17 protein-coding genes and 3 pseudogenes are annotated in these 15648 nt (G+C 46.0%); 11 read left to right on the top strand and 9 right to left on the bottom strand.

The window, feature by feature from the left end:
* The first annotated feature begins 23 nt into the window (after positions 1 to 23).
* A complete protein-coding gene (locus GKO28_RS03175; RefSeq protein WP_173532032.1) occupies positions 24 to 800 on the top strand; it encodes a ferredoxin--NADP reductase in 777 nt (258 codons plus the stop codon).
* Positions 801 to 903: 103 nt separating this feature from the next.
* Positions 904 to 1203 carry an STAS domain-containing protein gene (locus GKO28_RS03170; RefSeq protein ID WP_173532031.1) on the top strand — a complete coding sequence of 100 codons (300 nt, stop codon included), beginning with the start codon at positions 904 to 906 and terminating at the stop codon, positions 1201 to 1203.
* Between the two features lie 137 nt (positions 1204 to 1340).
* On the opposite strand, the pseudogene ntrC reads toward GKO28_RS03170, so the two are convergent.
* The 8 genes and pseudogenes from ntrC to GKO28_RS03130 all read right to left on the bottom strand — a co-directional run bounded on the left by ntrC (position 1341) and on the right by GKO28_RS03130 (position 7889).
* Positions 1341 to 2740, bottom strand: a pseudogene (gene ntrC, locus GKO28_RS03165) (nitrogen regulation protein NR(I)).
* Positions 2737 to 3795 carry a nitrogen regulation protein NR(II) gene (gene glnL, locus GKO28_RS03160; RefSeq protein WP_173532029.1) on the bottom strand — a complete coding sequence of 353 codons (1059 nt, stop codon included), beginning with the start codon at positions 3793 to 3795 and terminating at the stop codon, positions 2737 to 2739. The pseudogene ntrC and the gene glnL overlap by 4 nt, the downstream one beginning before the upstream one ends.
* Before the next feature lie 114 nt (positions 3796 to 3909).
* Positions 3910 to 4431 carry a DUF4124 domain-containing protein gene (locus tag GKO28_RS03155; protein ID WP_282099215.1) on the bottom strand — a complete coding sequence of 174 codons (522 nt, stop codon included), beginning with the start codon at positions 4429 to 4431 and terminating at the stop codon, positions 3910 to 3912.
* Between the two features lie 68 nt (positions 4432 to 4499).
* Positions 4500 to 4793 carry a SelT/SelW/SelH family protein gene (locus GKO28_RS03150; protein WP_173532027.1) on the bottom strand — a complete coding sequence of 98 codons (294 nt, stop codon included), beginning with the start codon at positions 4791 to 4793 and terminating at the stop codon, positions 4500 to 4502.
* A 62-nt stretch (positions 4794 to 4855) separates the two neighbouring features.
* Positions 4856 to 5515: a GGDEF domain-containing protein gene (locus GKO28_RS03145; protein WP_203563882.1), complete on the bottom strand. Its 660-nt coding sequence runs from the start codon at positions 5513 to 5515 to the stop codon at positions 4856 to 4858.
* Positions 5497 to 6339, bottom strand: a complete 843-nt coding sequence (locus GKO28_RS03140; protein WP_182075328.1) for an MASE1 domain-containing protein — start codon at positions 6337 to 6339, stop codon at positions 5497 to 5499. Before GKO28_RS03140 ends, GKO28_RS03145 begins: the two co-directional genes overlap by 19 nt.
* Before the next feature lie 223 nt (positions 6340 to 6562).
* Positions 6563 to 7372, bottom strand: a complete 810-nt coding sequence (locus GKO28_RS03135; protein ID WP_182075327.1) for a transporter substrate-binding domain-containing protein — start codon at positions 7370 to 7372, stop codon at positions 6563 to 6565.
* 292 nt (positions 7373 to 7664) lie between these two features.
* On the bottom strand, positions 7665 to 7889 hold the full coding sequence (locus GKO28_RS03130) for a hypothetical protein (protein ID WP_182075326.1): 225 nt from the start codon (positions 7887 to 7889) through the stop codon (positions 7665 to 7667).
* A gap of 430 nt (positions 7890 to 8319) precedes the next feature.
* On the opposite strand from GKO28_RS03130, the gene GKO28_RS03125 reads away from it, so the two are divergent.
* From GKO28_RS03125 to GKO28_RS03120, 3 genes and pseudogenes are all read left to right on the top strand, one after another.
* Entirely contained in the window at positions 8320 to 8511 is a 192-nt protein-coding gene (locus tag GKO28_RS03125) for a hypothetical protein (protein WP_182075325.1), read from the top strand.
* A 132-nt stretch (positions 8512 to 8643) separates the two neighbouring features.
* Positions 8644 to 9072 (top strand): annotated as a pseudogene (locus GKO28_RS22620) (hypothetical protein); the annotation flags it as partial.
* Positions 8960 to 9298: a hypothetical protein gene (locus GKO28_RS03120; RefSeq protein WP_203563881.1), complete on the top strand. Its 339-nt coding sequence runs from the start codon at positions 8960 to 8962 to the stop codon at positions 9296 to 9298. The pseudogene GKO28_RS22620 and the gene GKO28_RS03120, both read left to right, overlap by 113 nt.
* A gap of 243 nt (positions 9299 to 9541) precedes the next feature.
* Here GKO28_RS03120 and glnA read toward each other — a convergent pair.
* A pseudogene (gene glnA, locus GKO28_RS03115) lies at positions 9542 to 10952 on the bottom strand (type I glutamate--ammonia ligase).
* Positions 10953 to 11233: 281 nt separating this feature from the next.
* Between glnA and GKO28_RS03110 the strand changes: the two are divergent.
* From GKO28_RS03110 to GKO28_RS03090, 6 genes are all read left to right on the top strand, one after another.
* Positions 11234 to 11710, top strand: a complete 477-nt coding sequence (locus tag GKO28_RS03110) for a rhodanese-like domain-containing protein (protein WP_247646314.1) — start codon at positions 11234 to 11236, stop codon at positions 11708 to 11710.
* 162 nt (positions 11711 to 11872) lie between these two features.
* The gene (locus tag GKO28_RS22615; RefSeq protein ID WP_374220707.1) at positions 11873 to 12154 is read left to right on the top strand and encodes a hypothetical protein; all 282 of its coding nucleotides are present in this window, start codon (positions 11873 to 11875) and stop codon (positions 12152 to 12154) included.
* Positions 12151 to 12756: a shikimate dehydrogenase gene (gene aroE / locus GKO28_RS03105; RefSeq protein WP_374220706.1), complete on the top strand. Its 606-nt coding sequence runs from the start codon at positions 12151 to 12153 to the stop codon at positions 12754 to 12756. Before GKO28_RS22615 ends, aroE begins: the two co-directional genes overlap by 4 nt.
* Before the next feature lie 62 nt (positions 12757 to 12818).
* Entirely contained in the window at positions 12819 to 13520 is a 702-nt protein-coding gene (gene mtgA / locus GKO28_RS03100; protein WP_182075322.1) for a monofunctional biosynthetic peptidoglycan transglycosylase, read from the top strand.
* A 535-nt stretch (positions 13521 to 14055) separates the two neighbouring features.
* Positions 14056 to 14826 (top strand): Stp1/IreP family PP2C-type Ser/Thr phosphatase, encoded by a 771-nt coding sequence (locus GKO28_RS03095; protein ID WP_203563880.1) that lies wholly within the window; start codon positions 14056 to 14058, stop codon positions 14824 to 14826.
* 220 nt (positions 14827 to 15046) lie between these two features.
* Positions 15047 to 15646: an FHA domain-containing protein gene (locus GKO28_RS03090; RefSeq protein ID WP_182075321.1), complete on the top strand. Its 600-nt coding sequence runs from the start codon at positions 15047 to 15049 to the stop codon at positions 15644 to 15646.
* Positions 15647 to 15648: the final 2 nt, after the last annotated feature.

The raw sequence follows: 15648 nt of genomic DNA, 5'->3' as shown, positions 1-15648 counted from the left end.
TGATTGTTTTTGAAGGAAGTTAAATGTCTAAGTTTGCCCATGAAACAGTGCTCAGTGTTCGTCACTGGAATGATACTTTATTTAGCTTTACCACGACGCGTGATGAATCGCTGCGTTTTGAAAATGGCCAGTTTGTCATGATTGGTTTGGAAGTGGATGGCAAGCCATTAATGCGTGCTTATTCAATTGCCAGTGCCAATTACGAGGAAGAGCTCGAATTTTTTAGCATTAAAGTGCAAAACGGTCCGCTGACTTCGCGTCTGCAGCATTTAAAAGAAGGCGATAAATTATTAGTGAGCCGTAAACCCACCGGCACTTTGGTATTGTCTGATTTAAAACCGGGCAAGCATTTGTATTACCTCAGTACCGGTACCGGTTTAGCGCCTTTCATGAGCTTGATTAAAGATCCTGAAGCGTATGAAAAATTCGATAAAATTATTTTGATTCATGGCGTTCGCACGGTAAGCGAATTAGCGTATGCGGATTATATTGAACATGAATTGCCAAATAATGAGTTTTTTGGTGAAGAAGTGCGCAATAAATTAATTTATTACCCAACTGTGACGCGTGAGCCATTTCGTAATCAAGGCCGTCTGACTGATTTAATTACTTCGGGTAAATTGTTTGAAGATATCGGTTTGCCGCCACTGAATCCAGAAACCGATCGCGCCATGCTGTGCGGTAGCCCTGCAATGCTAGAAGACACTTGTAATCTACTCGACTCATTGGGCTTTAAAGTGTCTAAACGAATTGGTGAACCGGGTGATTATGTGATTGAACGTGCATTCGTTGAAAAATAATCTGTAGATTGGTGGGCTTTTTTTAATTGCAAGCTTTGCATAAGTCTTCTCTCTGGCTAGACTATATTGTACATACAGTCATCAACGTTTTTGGAGTAGGTCTATGCAAGTGAATGTACGCTTTGATAATAACCGCGCCATCTTAGCTTTGAATGGCAATTTTACGTTTGAATTTCATCGTGAGTTTAAACACGCAACGACCTCGGCTTTACAGCATCCGGGCCTCTCTGATATCGAGATCGATTTTTCGGCAGTGGATTATATGGATTCAGCCGCCTTAGGGATGTTGTTGCTACTCAATGAGCGTGCAGCAGGCAAGAAAATTACGTTGGTCAATTGTAAAGGCACAGTGAAGTCAGTGCTCGATATTGCGAACTTTGGTAAAATTTTCGAAATTCGTTAAGCCATTCAATACCGCCATGATGCAAAAAAGCCCGAGGAGAAAAATCCACGGGCTTTTTTATTGCACATCATTTGAGTGCCTACTAACTAACGCACACCATTGGCTTGATCTGCCCTTAGGCTGCGCAGGGTTTCAAATTAGGCGCTATGCTCATCGATTCCCAGCTCTTGGATTTTTCTAGTGAGGGTATTTCGCCCCCAGCCAAGTAATTCTGAGGCTTCTATGCGTTTACCCCCGTTTGAGCTAAGGCTTGCTCAATCACGGTGCGCTCAAAGTCCTGCATCATACTGTCTAAAATTCGGCTGTCACCGCGTTGCAAGCGGTGTTGCACTTCTGCAGCTAAGGACGACTGCCAGTCGCCAACGAGCTGATTAGTCACTTGCGGTACGGCACGCAATTCTGGCGGTAAATCATTGCTTTCAACGCATTGCCCAGGTGCCATCACGCTAATCCAATGGCAGATGTTTTCGAGCTGGCGCACATTACCCGGAAAATGATATTGAGTCAGCTGCTGCATTGCGGCGTCGCTCAGGCGTTTGATTTCCACTCCGAGGTTTTGTGCCGACTGCGAGAGAAAATGCTTCGCCAATAGCGGAATGTCTTGCTTACGTTCGCGCAGTGCCGGTAAGCGCAAACGAATCACATTGAGTCGATGATAAAGGTCCTCGCGAAATAATTTTTCTTTGACCCGATCTTCCAGATCTTGATGCGTTGCGGCAATGACCCGAACATTGGCCTTAATCGGTTGATGACCACCAACGCGGTAGAAAAAACCGTCCGAGAGCACCCGTAATAAACGAGTTTGTAAATCAAATGGCATGTCACCAATTTCATCAAGAAATAGCGTGCCGCCTTCGGCTTGTTCAAAGCGGCCAATGCGTTTGGCGTCGGCCCCAGTAAAGGCACCACGCTCGTGACCGAATAATTCGGACTCTAATAAATCTTTAGGGATGGCCGCGCTATTGATGGCGACAAATGTTTTGCTGGCGCGCGGGCTATGCCGATGTAGTGCACGGGCAACAAGTTCTTTACCACTGCCAGATTCACCGGTAATCATCACCGTTGCGGCCGAGTGCGAGAGGCGGCCAATGGCGCGAAACACGTCTTGCATGGCTGGCGCTTGGCCAAGCATTTCAGGGACTGCAGAGCCCGTTTCGTGGTTTGGGCTGAGCGTTTCACTCTCTTGCATGGCGCGACGAATCAGCGCAATCGCAGGGTCGACATCAAATGGTTTAGCTAAATATTCAAATGCTCCGCCTTGAAACGCCGAAACGGCACTATCCAAATCGGAATGTGCGGTCATGATAATCACCGGAATATCGGGCCATTCGCGTGTCATCATCTCTAAAAAACTGAGTCCCGATTCGCCGGGCATACGGATATCACACACCACTGCTTGTGGGCGCTCGGTTTGTAATCGAATCAGCGCCTCGGTAGCAGAAGCAAAGGTGGTATGGGTAATTTGCTCGCGACTGAGTGCTTTTTCAAACACCCAGCGAATCGATTTGTCGTCGTCAATCACCCAAACTGGTTTCATGATGTGCTTCCTGTGTCTTGCCATGCGTTAAGGGGTAAGAAAAGGCTAAATGTGGTGTGTCCTGCTCGGCTTTCAAATTCAATTACGCCGTGATGCTGAGCAATATAGGTATGCGCTAAATGTAAGCCGATACCGGTGCCGCCGGGGCGGCCAGAAACCAGCGGATAAAATAGCGTTTCTTTCAAATGCTCAGGGATGCCCGGGCCGTTATCACTAATGTCGATGCGTAAGGCCAAAGGGTAGCGTTGGCGATTGAGTGTGACTTGACGGGCAATGCGGGTGCGTAAGATCACTTCGCCAATATTGGACATGGCTTGGATGGCATTGCGCACAATATTGAGCACGGATTGAATTAATTGCTCTTTATCGGCAATTAAAGTTGGAATACTGGTGTCGTAATCGCGTTTTACCGCCAAGCCATTGGGCGTTTCTGCCAAAACAAGGCTACGTACACGCTCTAACACCTCATGGATATTGAGCTCTTTGAGTTGCGGTAAACGATGCGGCGTGAGTAGGCGATCAAGTAAGCTTTGCAGGCGAGAGACTTCATCAACAATCACGTCGGTATATTCTTTGAGCTGCGGGTCGGGTAATTCATGCGCCAATAGCTGGGCTGCACCACGAATGCCACCGAGTGGATTTTTAATTTCATGCGCTAAATTACGAATTAATTCGCGATTGGCTTGTTGCTGCGCTTGTAGACGCTCTTCATTAATAATGCGGCGTTGTTGATCAATGCGCCGTATTTCTAGCAATACTGCCGCCGCGGTTGATTCAATGGGTGTGACATCGAGCGTGACATACATTTCGCCCTCAATACCAAACACCACTAATTCATGCTCAGTGATTGAGATGCGTTTTTCTAATGCCGTTTGTGCGGCAAAAACTAAAGGTGAATTCTCACCAAAACAATGGATTAACGATTGTTGTTCGTGTGGCTTTACATTAAATAAACTATTCGCTGCCGGATTAGCGTAGCGAATATAACCGTCCTGATCGACCGCTAAGACGGCCGCATCGAGATAATCGAGGCCAGCAAAAGTAGGGTGGCTCATATGCGGCTCCATCGGATAGCAGCTGATTTAAAAAAGACGAATTGTCGCGCAGAGATGGATGAACTAAAGCAAAATTTAGGCCAGCTTTTTAGCATGTTCAGCGGCGAAAACGATTCATCTTTGCACAATATTGGTGCTGCTACGCCTTTTATGGCGCATTAGCGCACTCGGGTTAGCTCGGCTTGCAGTGCGGAGACGTTCTTTTTCGTGCATCACAATGGCTTCGCGTAGGCGGCCAATGCGTTCTAGATAAAGTTTAGGATTGGTTTGCTCTGCTGCGGAGCGATTAGCGTCGGCATCTTGCAAATTCTTTTTAGCTTTGCTCAAGAGCTCGCGCTCACTGCTGAGCTCTTCTTCTAAAATTAATTTACGATTACTATCGCGACTTTTTTGGGTTGCCGCATCCACTTTAGGGAAATTCACCGGAGAAGGAATCGCGACTCGAGGCGATTTAATGCTCTCGTTATTACGCCGAACTGGGTTGGCTACCGGTTGCGATTCACTCATGATGCGTACCGCACCTTTAATGGGTGAATTAGTAAATGTCACATTGCCATTACTATCTACATATTTGTAGATATCGGCATGTGCCATATTGCAGAGAAATAGAAGGCCAATCAGTCGTTTTGAGTGCATATCAGAAAGGTATCACAGCCTGCGCTTTGTGCCTAATCAGCGGGCAGTGAAATGTAATACAAATGAATTTAATTGTTGGTTTTATCCGAATGTCCTAAGGTTTTATCGGGCGCAATCAGATCTCTAATCCTTTGCTTTAAAATTTTAGCTTCTGGAAAACCGTTTTCAATTTTTCTATCCCAGACTAAAACCTCATCACAATGGATTAAAAATACGCCACCCGTGCCCGGTTGTAATGCCACTTCGCCTAATTCAAAAGCAAAAGTTGAGAGTAACTCTTGGGCTAGCCATGCACTGCGCAGTAACCAACTGCATTGAGTGCAATAGTGTATGGTGATTCGCGGTTTTTTGAGTGAGCTCATGATGATCAGATGAAGGTGAAGTTGCTATTTTGCCTACAATTAAGCAATCCGCAAATATAATTTTAGGCCACACTGCTAGCCGTTATTGTAGATGTATCCGCTTGTATGCAATTGCGACCCTTGGCTTTAGCCAAATACATCGTATTGTCGGCGCGCGAGAGTAAGTCATCTAACGATTGATCATGCGCAACTAGGCTGGACAAACCGATACTCACTGTCGTGGTGAGTTGTGGATTGTCTGTCTGAGAAAATGCGTTGCTGGCAATGGCGTACCTTATTTTTTCGGCAACAATTTTAGCTTGCTCAAGCGTGGTTTCAGGTAGTAAAACCACAAACTCTTCGCCACCCCAGCGAGCGACTAAATCGGTGGCACGGGTATTGAGCATACATAATTGTGCGATTTGTTTTAATATCTGATCACCAAATAAATGCCCATATTGATCATTAATTTTCTTAAAGTGATCCACGTCGATCATCATTAAGCTTAGATTTTTTTGATAGCGCAAGGCGTTTAAAAAACTCGCGTGAGCTTTGGATTGCCACTCCCTACGATTACTCAGTTGGGTGAGTTCGTCCGTCGTGGCAAGAATGCTTAATTCATGATTGAGTTGCGCGAGTGTTTCAGTTCGTGACTTCACCTCTTGCTCTAAATAAGCTTGGTTATACATAATTTGTGTTTGCGTTTGTGCTAAATATTGTAAAGCTAATGTAATAGAAAACACAAAGATTTGGATTTGTAATAATGAAACAACAATATTTGTGTGTTTACAAATCCATAGCCTTTTGCGGTTAAACCGATGCACATTAATGTAATGAGTAGCAGTGAGACATTGGTTGCAGCTATTTTAAAGCGCACTGCAATATACAGCATGAGTGGTAGTAATAAAATCAAGGTCCTATCTAGAATAAAATAATTGATGATGATTGGGATAGGGATGATGCTGAGGAAGTAAATTGATTTTGTTAACTCTTTAATTAGACTGCCTGATTTAAGATAAGGGTAAAGTGGGACAAATAAAATAAGCCCAGAGCAATCCGCCAACATTAATATCATGCCTCTAATTAATATGGAGTCTAAACTGCTTGAAATCAAACCCGAATAAAATTGCAATACAATAAATAATGGCATTGTTATTGCAACGGGAATAAAGCAGACACGCAGCCAGATCTTAGGTAATACCGTGGGTTGTCGCCACATGGTGTTACCGTATTGGCTGGCTAGGGCTTGATAGGCGCGTGCTGCTAAATAGGATTGCAATGTGTCAATCCCAGCAAAAATACCGCCGCTGATTAAAATGCTGGCCACTTGATGTTGCCAGTGGCCATGAAATAAATACGGGGTATTGATGGCAAAGCTGCCAACGTAAACGATGACAAGGCCAGTGCGGCCTAATTGCAAAACGGTAAATAAGCCAATCCCTGCGGCCAGCCAAATTAAGCCCATATTGCCAGGATTAATTGTCCCGAGTTGAATGGATAACACGCCAGCAAGTAAGTAGCTGACTAAAAATAGGGTAGCGGTGATGAATTTTGTATGAGCGCTCATTTTTATACATAAGGTATGTTTTTCATAAGTATAGAGACGAGTTTGAGTCAGCGTGTATTAAAGTTGTGGGTATAGTAAGTCATATATTGTTGTTTTGATGATGTGTGTGGCAAAGCATCGGCAATAAAAAATGCCGCTCACTTGCGCTTAAGTGAACGGCACGATGCCACTGAGGTCCGGTTTTTTCTTAGCCGTATTAAATTGAGGAAGCGATTGGTGCGAGTTAATTTCGGCTTGGGCTAATTCTAAAAATTCGCCCCATTGGTTGGCTACTTTGCGGGCCAAACCAGCGATTAAAGATCGCCAGAGCGTCACCTGAGGTCTCCATATCGACGAGCGCATTATTCACTGCAATTTGTAGCGTTTTTTCGTCTTTGGGCATAGCGACACCAAAGGTTTTCGTATCCAACGCAAAATCACTCACCTCAAATTGACTACGCTGTGCTGCAGGAATTTGCGCCAATGTGGCGGTCATCACTGGCCCGTCACCCAACATTCCGTCGACAACCCCCGCCAATACCGCCTTTAACATTTCTGGTTTATCTTCAAATTCAGCGAGTTTAGTATCGGGGAAAGACTTGCGCATTAATTTGACCGAGCTGGATGCCGAAGTCAGCGCAATTTGGCTGCCTGCTAAATCTCTTTCAGATTTAAAGCGCCCTTTTTTGGCCAGAATGCGCGTATCAGTTACAAAATAACCGGTACTAAAAGCGACTTCTTTCTCGCGCTCCGCGCTCCGCGCTAAATCAGCGATGACAATATCCGCTTTACCTTCCTTAACCCAAGGAATGCGATCGTCTGACTCTAAGGTTTTAAACACAGGTTTCACCTTCAAGCGCTTGGCAATGCCCAAGGCAAAGTCAATGTCATACCCTTTGAGGGCGCGGGTTTTAACATCGAGTTGTGAGAATGGCGGCGAAGAGTCTTTTACGCCAATGACAATTTGGCCACTTTTTTGAATAGCTTCTAGTGATGCCGCTTGAGCCAATTGAAAGACAAGAACGGCTGCCAAAGCCGTGCCAATTTTGAACATAGTAATCCCTTGGTTTAAATAAATAATGCGTGGTTCTATTACAACTGCGATATCGAATTTAATTTTTGCAGTCACAGATCAAGCTGATTTTTAACATCAACATTGCTCTGCAGATCACTTCAATACGTCCACTCGCGGCGGCCTGATAAGGCGATATACCTGCGATTAAAATATCAGTGAATAGCGTAAGCGTTAGTAGTACAGCTGATGGTGGCAGTGGCGCGAGATCTTATTTGGATAGGAGCGCAAAGCCTTTACCACGACACACTGGCAAAACGCGCTGTATGCGCATCTAGAAAATCTGCTGCTGCACGCTGATCAGCAAACGTTTGCGGCACGAATACATGCGCTTCGTGCAATAGCCGAGCAAATCTGCGTCGTCGGTCAACGCCATTTTCTTACCCAACAAAACCATCCATTCACCCGCAATATTTAATATTTGCGCATGTCGTTTTGGCTCTTGGCTGAGGATTGGCGCCAGCGTATACAGATTAATGCCATTAAATTTCATTGCCATAATTTAGGGCTTTAATTTATAAACGAGCGGATCTACATCAGGTCGCCCAGCATCTTGCCTTGCTACTGCTTACTTGGCGAATTTAATTCAGGAATCTGACTATTTTTCTTCATCAAACCAACACAATCATGCAGAGGCTGTTGCTTAACAAGGCATAGGAATTGGCCGAGGTATTGCTCGCTAAGCTTTACAAAAAAAGAGCTCAAGCAAAATACATCAATACCTTATACGTAACGTAAGCCATTAATTTAGATTAAAAATTTAAATCAACTCACCCTGTTCTATTGATGAGTGATTAGTAAGATTTTATAGAAAGCAATGGAAATAATACACACAATTATGTAAAAAAAATGTAATATTTGAGTCATTATTTGGCGCGATAAAACAACCCAATTTTATATTTTTTTACGTCTAATAGAGTAAGGACACCATGCTTAAACATCTTCTCGCCGCAACACTCGCAGCTACTTTTGCCCTGCACGCCAATGCCGAAAGCTACACACTGGAGTTGGGTCAAGCTCACATCAACCGTGATCTGCCATCGGCTTCTGGTCTGAATTATCGCAATGGTTTTTTCTATGCGGTGGGTGATGATGCTCAATGGCTGTTTGAAACTCGATAAGAATTTCTATATCACTGATAAACAGTTGATTAAGGAGTATCCAATCGACCCAGCTACGGGCCGGATCAATAAAAAAAAGTAAAACCTGACTTTGAAGCCTTAGCGCAATTTCGCCAAGGTAAACAAACTTGGAGCTTAACGCTAGGCTCGGGCAGTAAATCAAATCGCGAAGTGGGCTTTTTGCTCTCTAGCGATCGCATTAGCAAACATGAGCGTAGCCTGACTAGCTTATACACGCAGCTGAAAACGGCAGCGGGTATTGCTGAACTCAATATTGAAGGCGTGGCTCTAGGCAACGGCAAAGCGTACATCTTCAACCGTGGCAATGGTGGCGGCAATCTGATTTTTGCTGTGAAGCAGCATGAGTTGATTGAATATATGTTCAATAAACTAGAAACCTTCAGCAAAGTAGACACTTTCAAAGTAACTTTGCCAGTCGTGGCGAACTTTGAAGCGGGCCTATCTGGCGGCGATTTCTGGGCGAAAAATAACAGGTTTGGTTTACACCGCCTCAGTGGAAGCCACTGGCGACTCTTACAACGATGGCCAAATTTTGGGTAGCTTCATTGGTGTCATTCCATTGGAAAAACTGAAAGACGGTGTGGTACTTAATTTGACGCCAACGTCAGTACCTTTGCTTGACCAAGGCGGTCGCGTTGTGATTACCAAAGCGGAATCTTTGGCGATTATTAGTAGCGAAGAAGACGAAATCAAAGGCGCAATCGCCAGTGATAACGATGATGGTACCAGTGAGTTTTTCTATTTCGAGCTAGAAAAGAATGATTAATTGAGGCTAATCCTCAATCGCGACAAAAACCGAATGCCGTTCACTTAAGCCAAGTGAGCGGCATTTTTTATCCGGTCTTGCGCGCAAAAAAAGCTTTCTTTGTGGCTAGTGCGGCAGCGATAGCCGCCGGTGGCGCGGTTGAACCCTTTTGCCTTGATCGTTAGCCATAAAAAAACCCGCATCAGCGAGGCTGAGTGCGGGTTTTTGCGTCAATTTTTGGGGCGGAGCTATCCGCCCTAAAAATTACAATGAGTAATACATATCAAATTCAACTGGATGCACGTTCATGCGTGAACGGTTTACATCGTTCATTTTGAGCTCGATGTATGAATCAATCCATTCGTTAGTGAATACGCCACCACGAGTCAAGAATTCACGGTCTGCATCAAGTGCTTCCAAAGCTTGATCCAAAGATGAGCAAAACTGTAGGGATCAATTTGTCTTCTTCTGGTGGCAAATCGTACAAGTTTTTGTCCGCTGGATCGCCTGGGTGAATCTTGTTTTGGATACCATCCAAGCCAGCCATCATCAAAGCGGCAAAGCATAGGTACGGATTAGCCAATGGATCTGGGAAGCGCGCTTCGATACGACGGCCTTTTTCAGACGCAACGTGCGGAATACGGATCGATGCAGAACGGTTTTTAGCCGAGTAAGCCAATTTAACCGGTGCTTCGTAATGCGGTACCAAACGTTTGTACGAGTTCGTGCCTGGGTTGGTGATCGCGTTCAATGCTTTGGCGTGCTTGATGATACCGCCGATGTAGAACAGAGCAGTTTCAGACAAGCCTGCGTATTCATTACCCGCAAACAAGTTTTTGCCGTCTTTCCAGATTGACTGGTGAACGTGCATGCCTGAACCGTTGTCGCCAACGATTGGTTTTGGCATAAACGTGGCTGTTTTGCCGTATTGGTTGGCAACGTTGTGCACCACGTATTTCAGGATTTGAGTCCAGTCAGCGCGCTGGGTCAAAGTAGAGAATTTAGTACCGATCTCATTTTGACCTGCGTTTGAAACTTCGTGGTGGAACACTTCAACTGGCACGCCCATTTCTTCCAAGATCAACACCATAGAGGCGCGGATGTCTTGATGGCTGTCAACTGGAGGTACTGGGAAGTAGCCGCCTTTAACGCGTGGACGGTGACCGAGGTTGCCGCCTTGTACTTCGTCAGCAGTGGCCCAAGCGCCTTCGTCTGAACCGATTTTTACGAACGAGCCTGACATATCCGTGTTCCAACGGATGCTGTCAAAAATAAAGAATTCTGGCTCTGGACCAAAGTAAGCGGTGTCGCCGATACCTGTGGTTTTCAAATAAGCTTCAGCGCGGCGTGCTAATGAACGTGGATCACGATCGTAACCTTTGCCAGTTGCTGGCTCGATCACATCGCAAGTCATGATCAGCGTTGGCTCATCAAAGAATGGATCGATATTGGCTGTTGCAGGATCTGGCAACAACAGCATGTCGGAAGCTTGAATGCCTTTCCAGCCGGCGATCGATGAACCATCGAAAGCGTGACCCGCTTCGAACCATTCTTCATCAACGACGTGAGAAGGAACAGTTACGTGGTGCTCTTTACCAATAGTGTCGGTGAAGCGCAAGTCAACGAAACGAATGTCGTTTTCTTTAATAAGCTTGAGAACGTCGGCTACCGCCATGTTGTCGCTCCTGTAGGACGAGTATGAACAAAAATTAAAAGTGGGATAAAACGGCATTAAATGCTGTTGCAGTGATTACAAGCACAAAGTGTGCCAAGCAAAATCTTACATGCAAGCTATTGTGCCACATCTTTTTGCTGTCGCGGACTTACTTTTGCGTATTTTTTTAGTGCGCGCACTGGTTTGTTGCACTGATTTGGTGCGTCAATAAATGTAGCTGTAACGTAAGACATGCCGCTAAAATAGACCACTCGATGAATGTACAAAATAAGGGGATTTTGATGAGCCAAAATAATGAAATTTTGCAAAATGCGCGTTCTCGTGCCATGAGCCAAGGGTTACCTTACGCTGGCATCGTCACCCCTAGCGAAGCGTGGACTTTATTGCAAAGTCTACCCAGTGTGCAGTTGGTTGATGTGCGTACACATGCCGAATGGCAGTTTGTTGGCGTGGTGCCTGGCGCCGAGATGATCGAATGGAAAACCTATCCGACGATGGCCAATAATCCGCATTTTCTAGTGCAACTCAAAGCCGCTGTTGATCCTGAAGCGGTGGTACTGTTTTTATGCCGCTCGGGCGCGCGCTCGCATGACGCTGCGGTTCTGGCCGCCGAGCATGGTTACACTGCGGCAATGAATATTTTAGAAGGCTTTGAGGGTGACAAAGACGCGCACAGTCATCGTGGCAGTAAAAATGGTTGGCAGGCGGGCAGGTTTGCCTTGGACACAGGGGTGATTTTGCGCAGTGGCGGCGCTTGATTTTGTAATCTTGCGACAGTGAGGCGCATGCAAAGTCTTCACCAATCGAATTATTGCCCATGCGCTTAAATCGCAGACCGTACAGTACCAACAAGGTAAAGCCACGATGCCAGCTGATTTTTTCTTAACACTTATACCTCACTTTTTAATGGGTTCTGCACGATGATTCACCCGACGTATGTTGTGATTGGTAATCCGATTGCGCACTCCAAATCACCACAGATCCATGCTGCATTTGCCGCTCAGTTCGCGGATCATCCCGCCATAGCCGGTTTTGTCTACCAGCAATTACTTGCGCCCTTAGATGGTTTTGCGGCAACGGTGAAGGCCTTTGCCGATGTGGGTGGCCGTGGGGCGAATGTGACTGTGCCGTTCAAAGAAGAAGCTTTTCGTTGGGTCGGTGAGCAACTGACTGAGCGTGCTGCTGCTGCTGCGGTGCGGTGAATACCTTGGTGCGACAGGCTAACGGCACTTGGCAAGGAGACAATACCGATGGCGCCGGTTTAGTCGCCGATCTTTTGCGGCACATTGATTTGCGTGATCAACGAATCTTATTGCTCGGCGCCGGTGGCGCGGCACGCGGCGCATTGTTGCCGTTATTACAGCAACAACCCAAATCACTATCGGTTGCTAATCGAACGCAAAGCAAAGCGCAGCAGTTATTAGATGAAGTGGCTGCGCCTTGGCTGCATGCTCAGGGTGTATCACTGCCGGTGCTGGCGCTGGGCTTTCATGATTTGCTCGATGATGTGGCCATCGCCAATCGCTCGCAATTTGACGTTGTGATCAATGCCACGTCCGCCAGCTTAAGTGGTGAGCGCTTACCGATTGGCGATGCGATATTTGCGCCTAATGCCTTGGCTTACGACATGATGTATAGCAAGAACGAAACGCCGTTTTTGGCGCAAGCGCGTGAAGCGGGGGTGCAGCAGCGTGTCGACGGCTTGGGGATGCTCGTTGGGCAAGCGGCAGAGGCGTTTGAGTTGTGGACGGGTTTACGGCCTGATGTTGCGCCGGTATTGCAATGGATGCGCGAACAAATTTAATTAAGTATATGAATGTAGCTATTTTTTAATAAGGCCTACATTTATATACCCATAGGTAAAGAATGAAAAAAACGGGGATTCTCGGCTGGATTGGCCGCAGTTTGGCGGCGTTGCTGATTTTGGTTTTATTGTGGAATGTTTGGATGTTTTTGCATATTTTGGCTTGGCGCTGGATTAATCCGAGCGATAGCGCATTTATGCAAACGCAGTTGGAGCGGCTACAGGCCGAAAACCCAGCGGCGCAGCTTGAGTTTGAATGGGTCGATTACGCGCAAATTTCACCGCATTTAAAACGCGCCGTAGTGGCAGCAGAAGACGCTAAATTTTTGGATCACGAAGGCTTTGATTGGGAAGGCTTGCAAACGGCGTGGGAAAAAAATATCAAAAAAGGTCGTATTGTCGCCGGTGGTTCGACCATTACGCAGCAATTGGCAAAGAATTTATTTCTATCGGGTAGTCGCAATCCACTGCGTAAAGTGGAAGAAGCGGTACTCACGGTGATGATTGAAGCTTTGCTGGATAAGCAGCGAATTTTTGAGATTTATTTAAATGTGATCGAGTGGGGCGATGGTGTTTTTGGCGTGCAAGCGGCTGCGCAGCATTATTATCGAATCGACGCCAAAAAATTAACCGCCGCGCAAGCAGCGAAACTCGCCTCGATGGTGACCAACCCGCGCTATTTTGATCAAAATCGTAAAGATCGACGTTTACTGCGTAAAGCGGCGATTATCCAACGGCGCATGCCATACGCCGAAATCCCATAAATGCCACGTTTGAGCCACAGACCGCGTCGATTGCACACGTCGAGTTTGCTAGAGCACCGCTAGAACATGCAATATGTAGTTTGCGGACTGATTCCTTGCTAACGCGGCGGATTGGCTTTGCCGTAATGGTTGACTTAATATTTCAATTAATGTCAGTAATGAGTGCAGAAAGCACGCCGCAGATCTCACTGGCAGCGTTCATTAAACTGTTACCGCGAACGCTTTTCGTAAAGATTGTTCGCAGCACTTCCTTATTCTTGTTGTTAACGTATTGGCTTGAATAGCAATAATTTAATAGTTTGCGCAAATATACCCCTGAGATGAGTGCTATTTTAGTGCAAGTAAAATCTGTAAATCATACCTCCAACGTTGTCGTATATCCTCGTCCGGTTCTGTGTCGCCTCGTTCTGTGGCACAGCTTGAACTGGCGTTGGATGACACTTGGGCTGCCGGATATTTCATTGCGCATGCTCACAACGCCTTGCCGTTTAGCTGCGGCCGATTGCTGCGGTGACGATATAGCTAGGAGCGGCCAATGCGCAGCTTAGCCACGGCGCTGGAGATGTCGGGCCTGACTGATGTGGGGCGTTTACGTTCACACAATGAAGATACGATTCGCATCGATGCCGAATTGGGTTTTTTAGTTTTGGCCGATGGCATGGGTGGTTACAACGCCGGAGAAGTGGCCAGTAGCATTGCCGTTGAGGTGATGCATGAAGTGATGCAGGCGCAATTGGCCATGATCGCGCTACACAATAAAAATTCGCAAAACCTATCGGCAATTGCCGCTGAAATGCTCACCATCGCGATCGATCGTTCAAACGCGATGATTTTTCAAACCGGTGAAAAACATCCGCAATGCGCTGGCATGGGAACGACCTTGGTCAGTGGCTTATTTTTTGATAATCGGGTGGCGATTGCGCATGTCGGTGACTCGCGGGCTTATCGCTTTCGGCAGCAGCAGTTGCAGCAGTTGTCACACGATCATTCCTTGTTGCAAGAGCAGATCGATGCCGGCTTAATCAGCGCTGAGGATGCGCGCCATGCGCCGCATAAAAATCTAGTCACGCGTGCGGTTGGGGTTGGTCCTGAGGTGCAGGCTGAGATTCATGATTTTGCCGTTGAAATCGATGATCTGTATTTATTTTGCTCTGATGGCTTGAGCGATATGCTGACCGATGACGTGATCGCTTTGCAAATGGCCGCGCCCGAGTGCAATTTAAATTTAATCGCCAGTACCTTGGTTGAATTAGCCAATGCCCATGGTGGTAAAGATAATATTTCAGTGATTTTGGTAAAAAATTAATCGGGATTTTTCCGCACCAACAGGGTTATTAAAAAAAGTAGGTGATTGGTTAAGTTAGTCGTTTTTTAAAAGCACACCTTCATTTAGAATTTTGAAGGTTTTATGCGTGACGCTCAGTTTTATGGCAAGGCGAGGTCACGATGCAAGAAGATAATTGTTTAACGACTTAGTTTGACAGCAGCATACTGCACTGGGTTTACTGCATTGGAAGTCTGGATTTATGGCTAAATTAGTATTAAGTTTGAAAGATAAACCCGTCAAAGAAATCAATTTAAGCGCCCAGCGTACTTTAATTGGGCGTCGATCAAATAATGCAATTCATATTGATCATTTAGCCGTTTCAGGTGTGCATGCGGTACTCGAATGCATTGGGGATCATTACTTTATTGAAGATCAGCAAAGCACCAATGGCACATCGGTGAATGGTAAAAAAATTAAACGCCATGCTTTACATCATGGCGATGAAATTAAAATTGCCAAATATCGTTTGAAATTCATCAGTGATCGCCAACTATCACTGCAGCAATCGGCGTTGATCGAACAAACGCAGTCGGCACCCAAGCAGGCGGTGATTCGCGTACTCACCGGTGCGAATGCTGGGCGTGAATTATTGCTCAATAAAGAGCGTAATACTTTGGGTAAAGTAGGGCAGCAAGTGGCGGTCATTTCTCGCCGAGAGCAGGGTTTTTTTATTACCCATAGCGAAGGACAACAACGCCCCCGTGTGAATGGGCGGCCACTTGAGGCGGCAGAGCTGCGATTAAACGAAGAAGATTTAATTGAGATTTTAGGTATTCGAATGGCGTTTTTCTTTCGGTAAAT

It is taken from the genome of Deefgea sp. CFH1-16 (assembly GCF_016881365.1).
Taxonomy (GTDB): domain Bacteria; phylum Pseudomonadota; class Gammaproteobacteria; order Burkholderiales; family Chitinibacteraceae; genus Deefgea.
The sequence above is the reverse complement of the archived record's forward strand: the minus strand, read 5'-3'. Positions and strand labels throughout refer to the sequence as shown.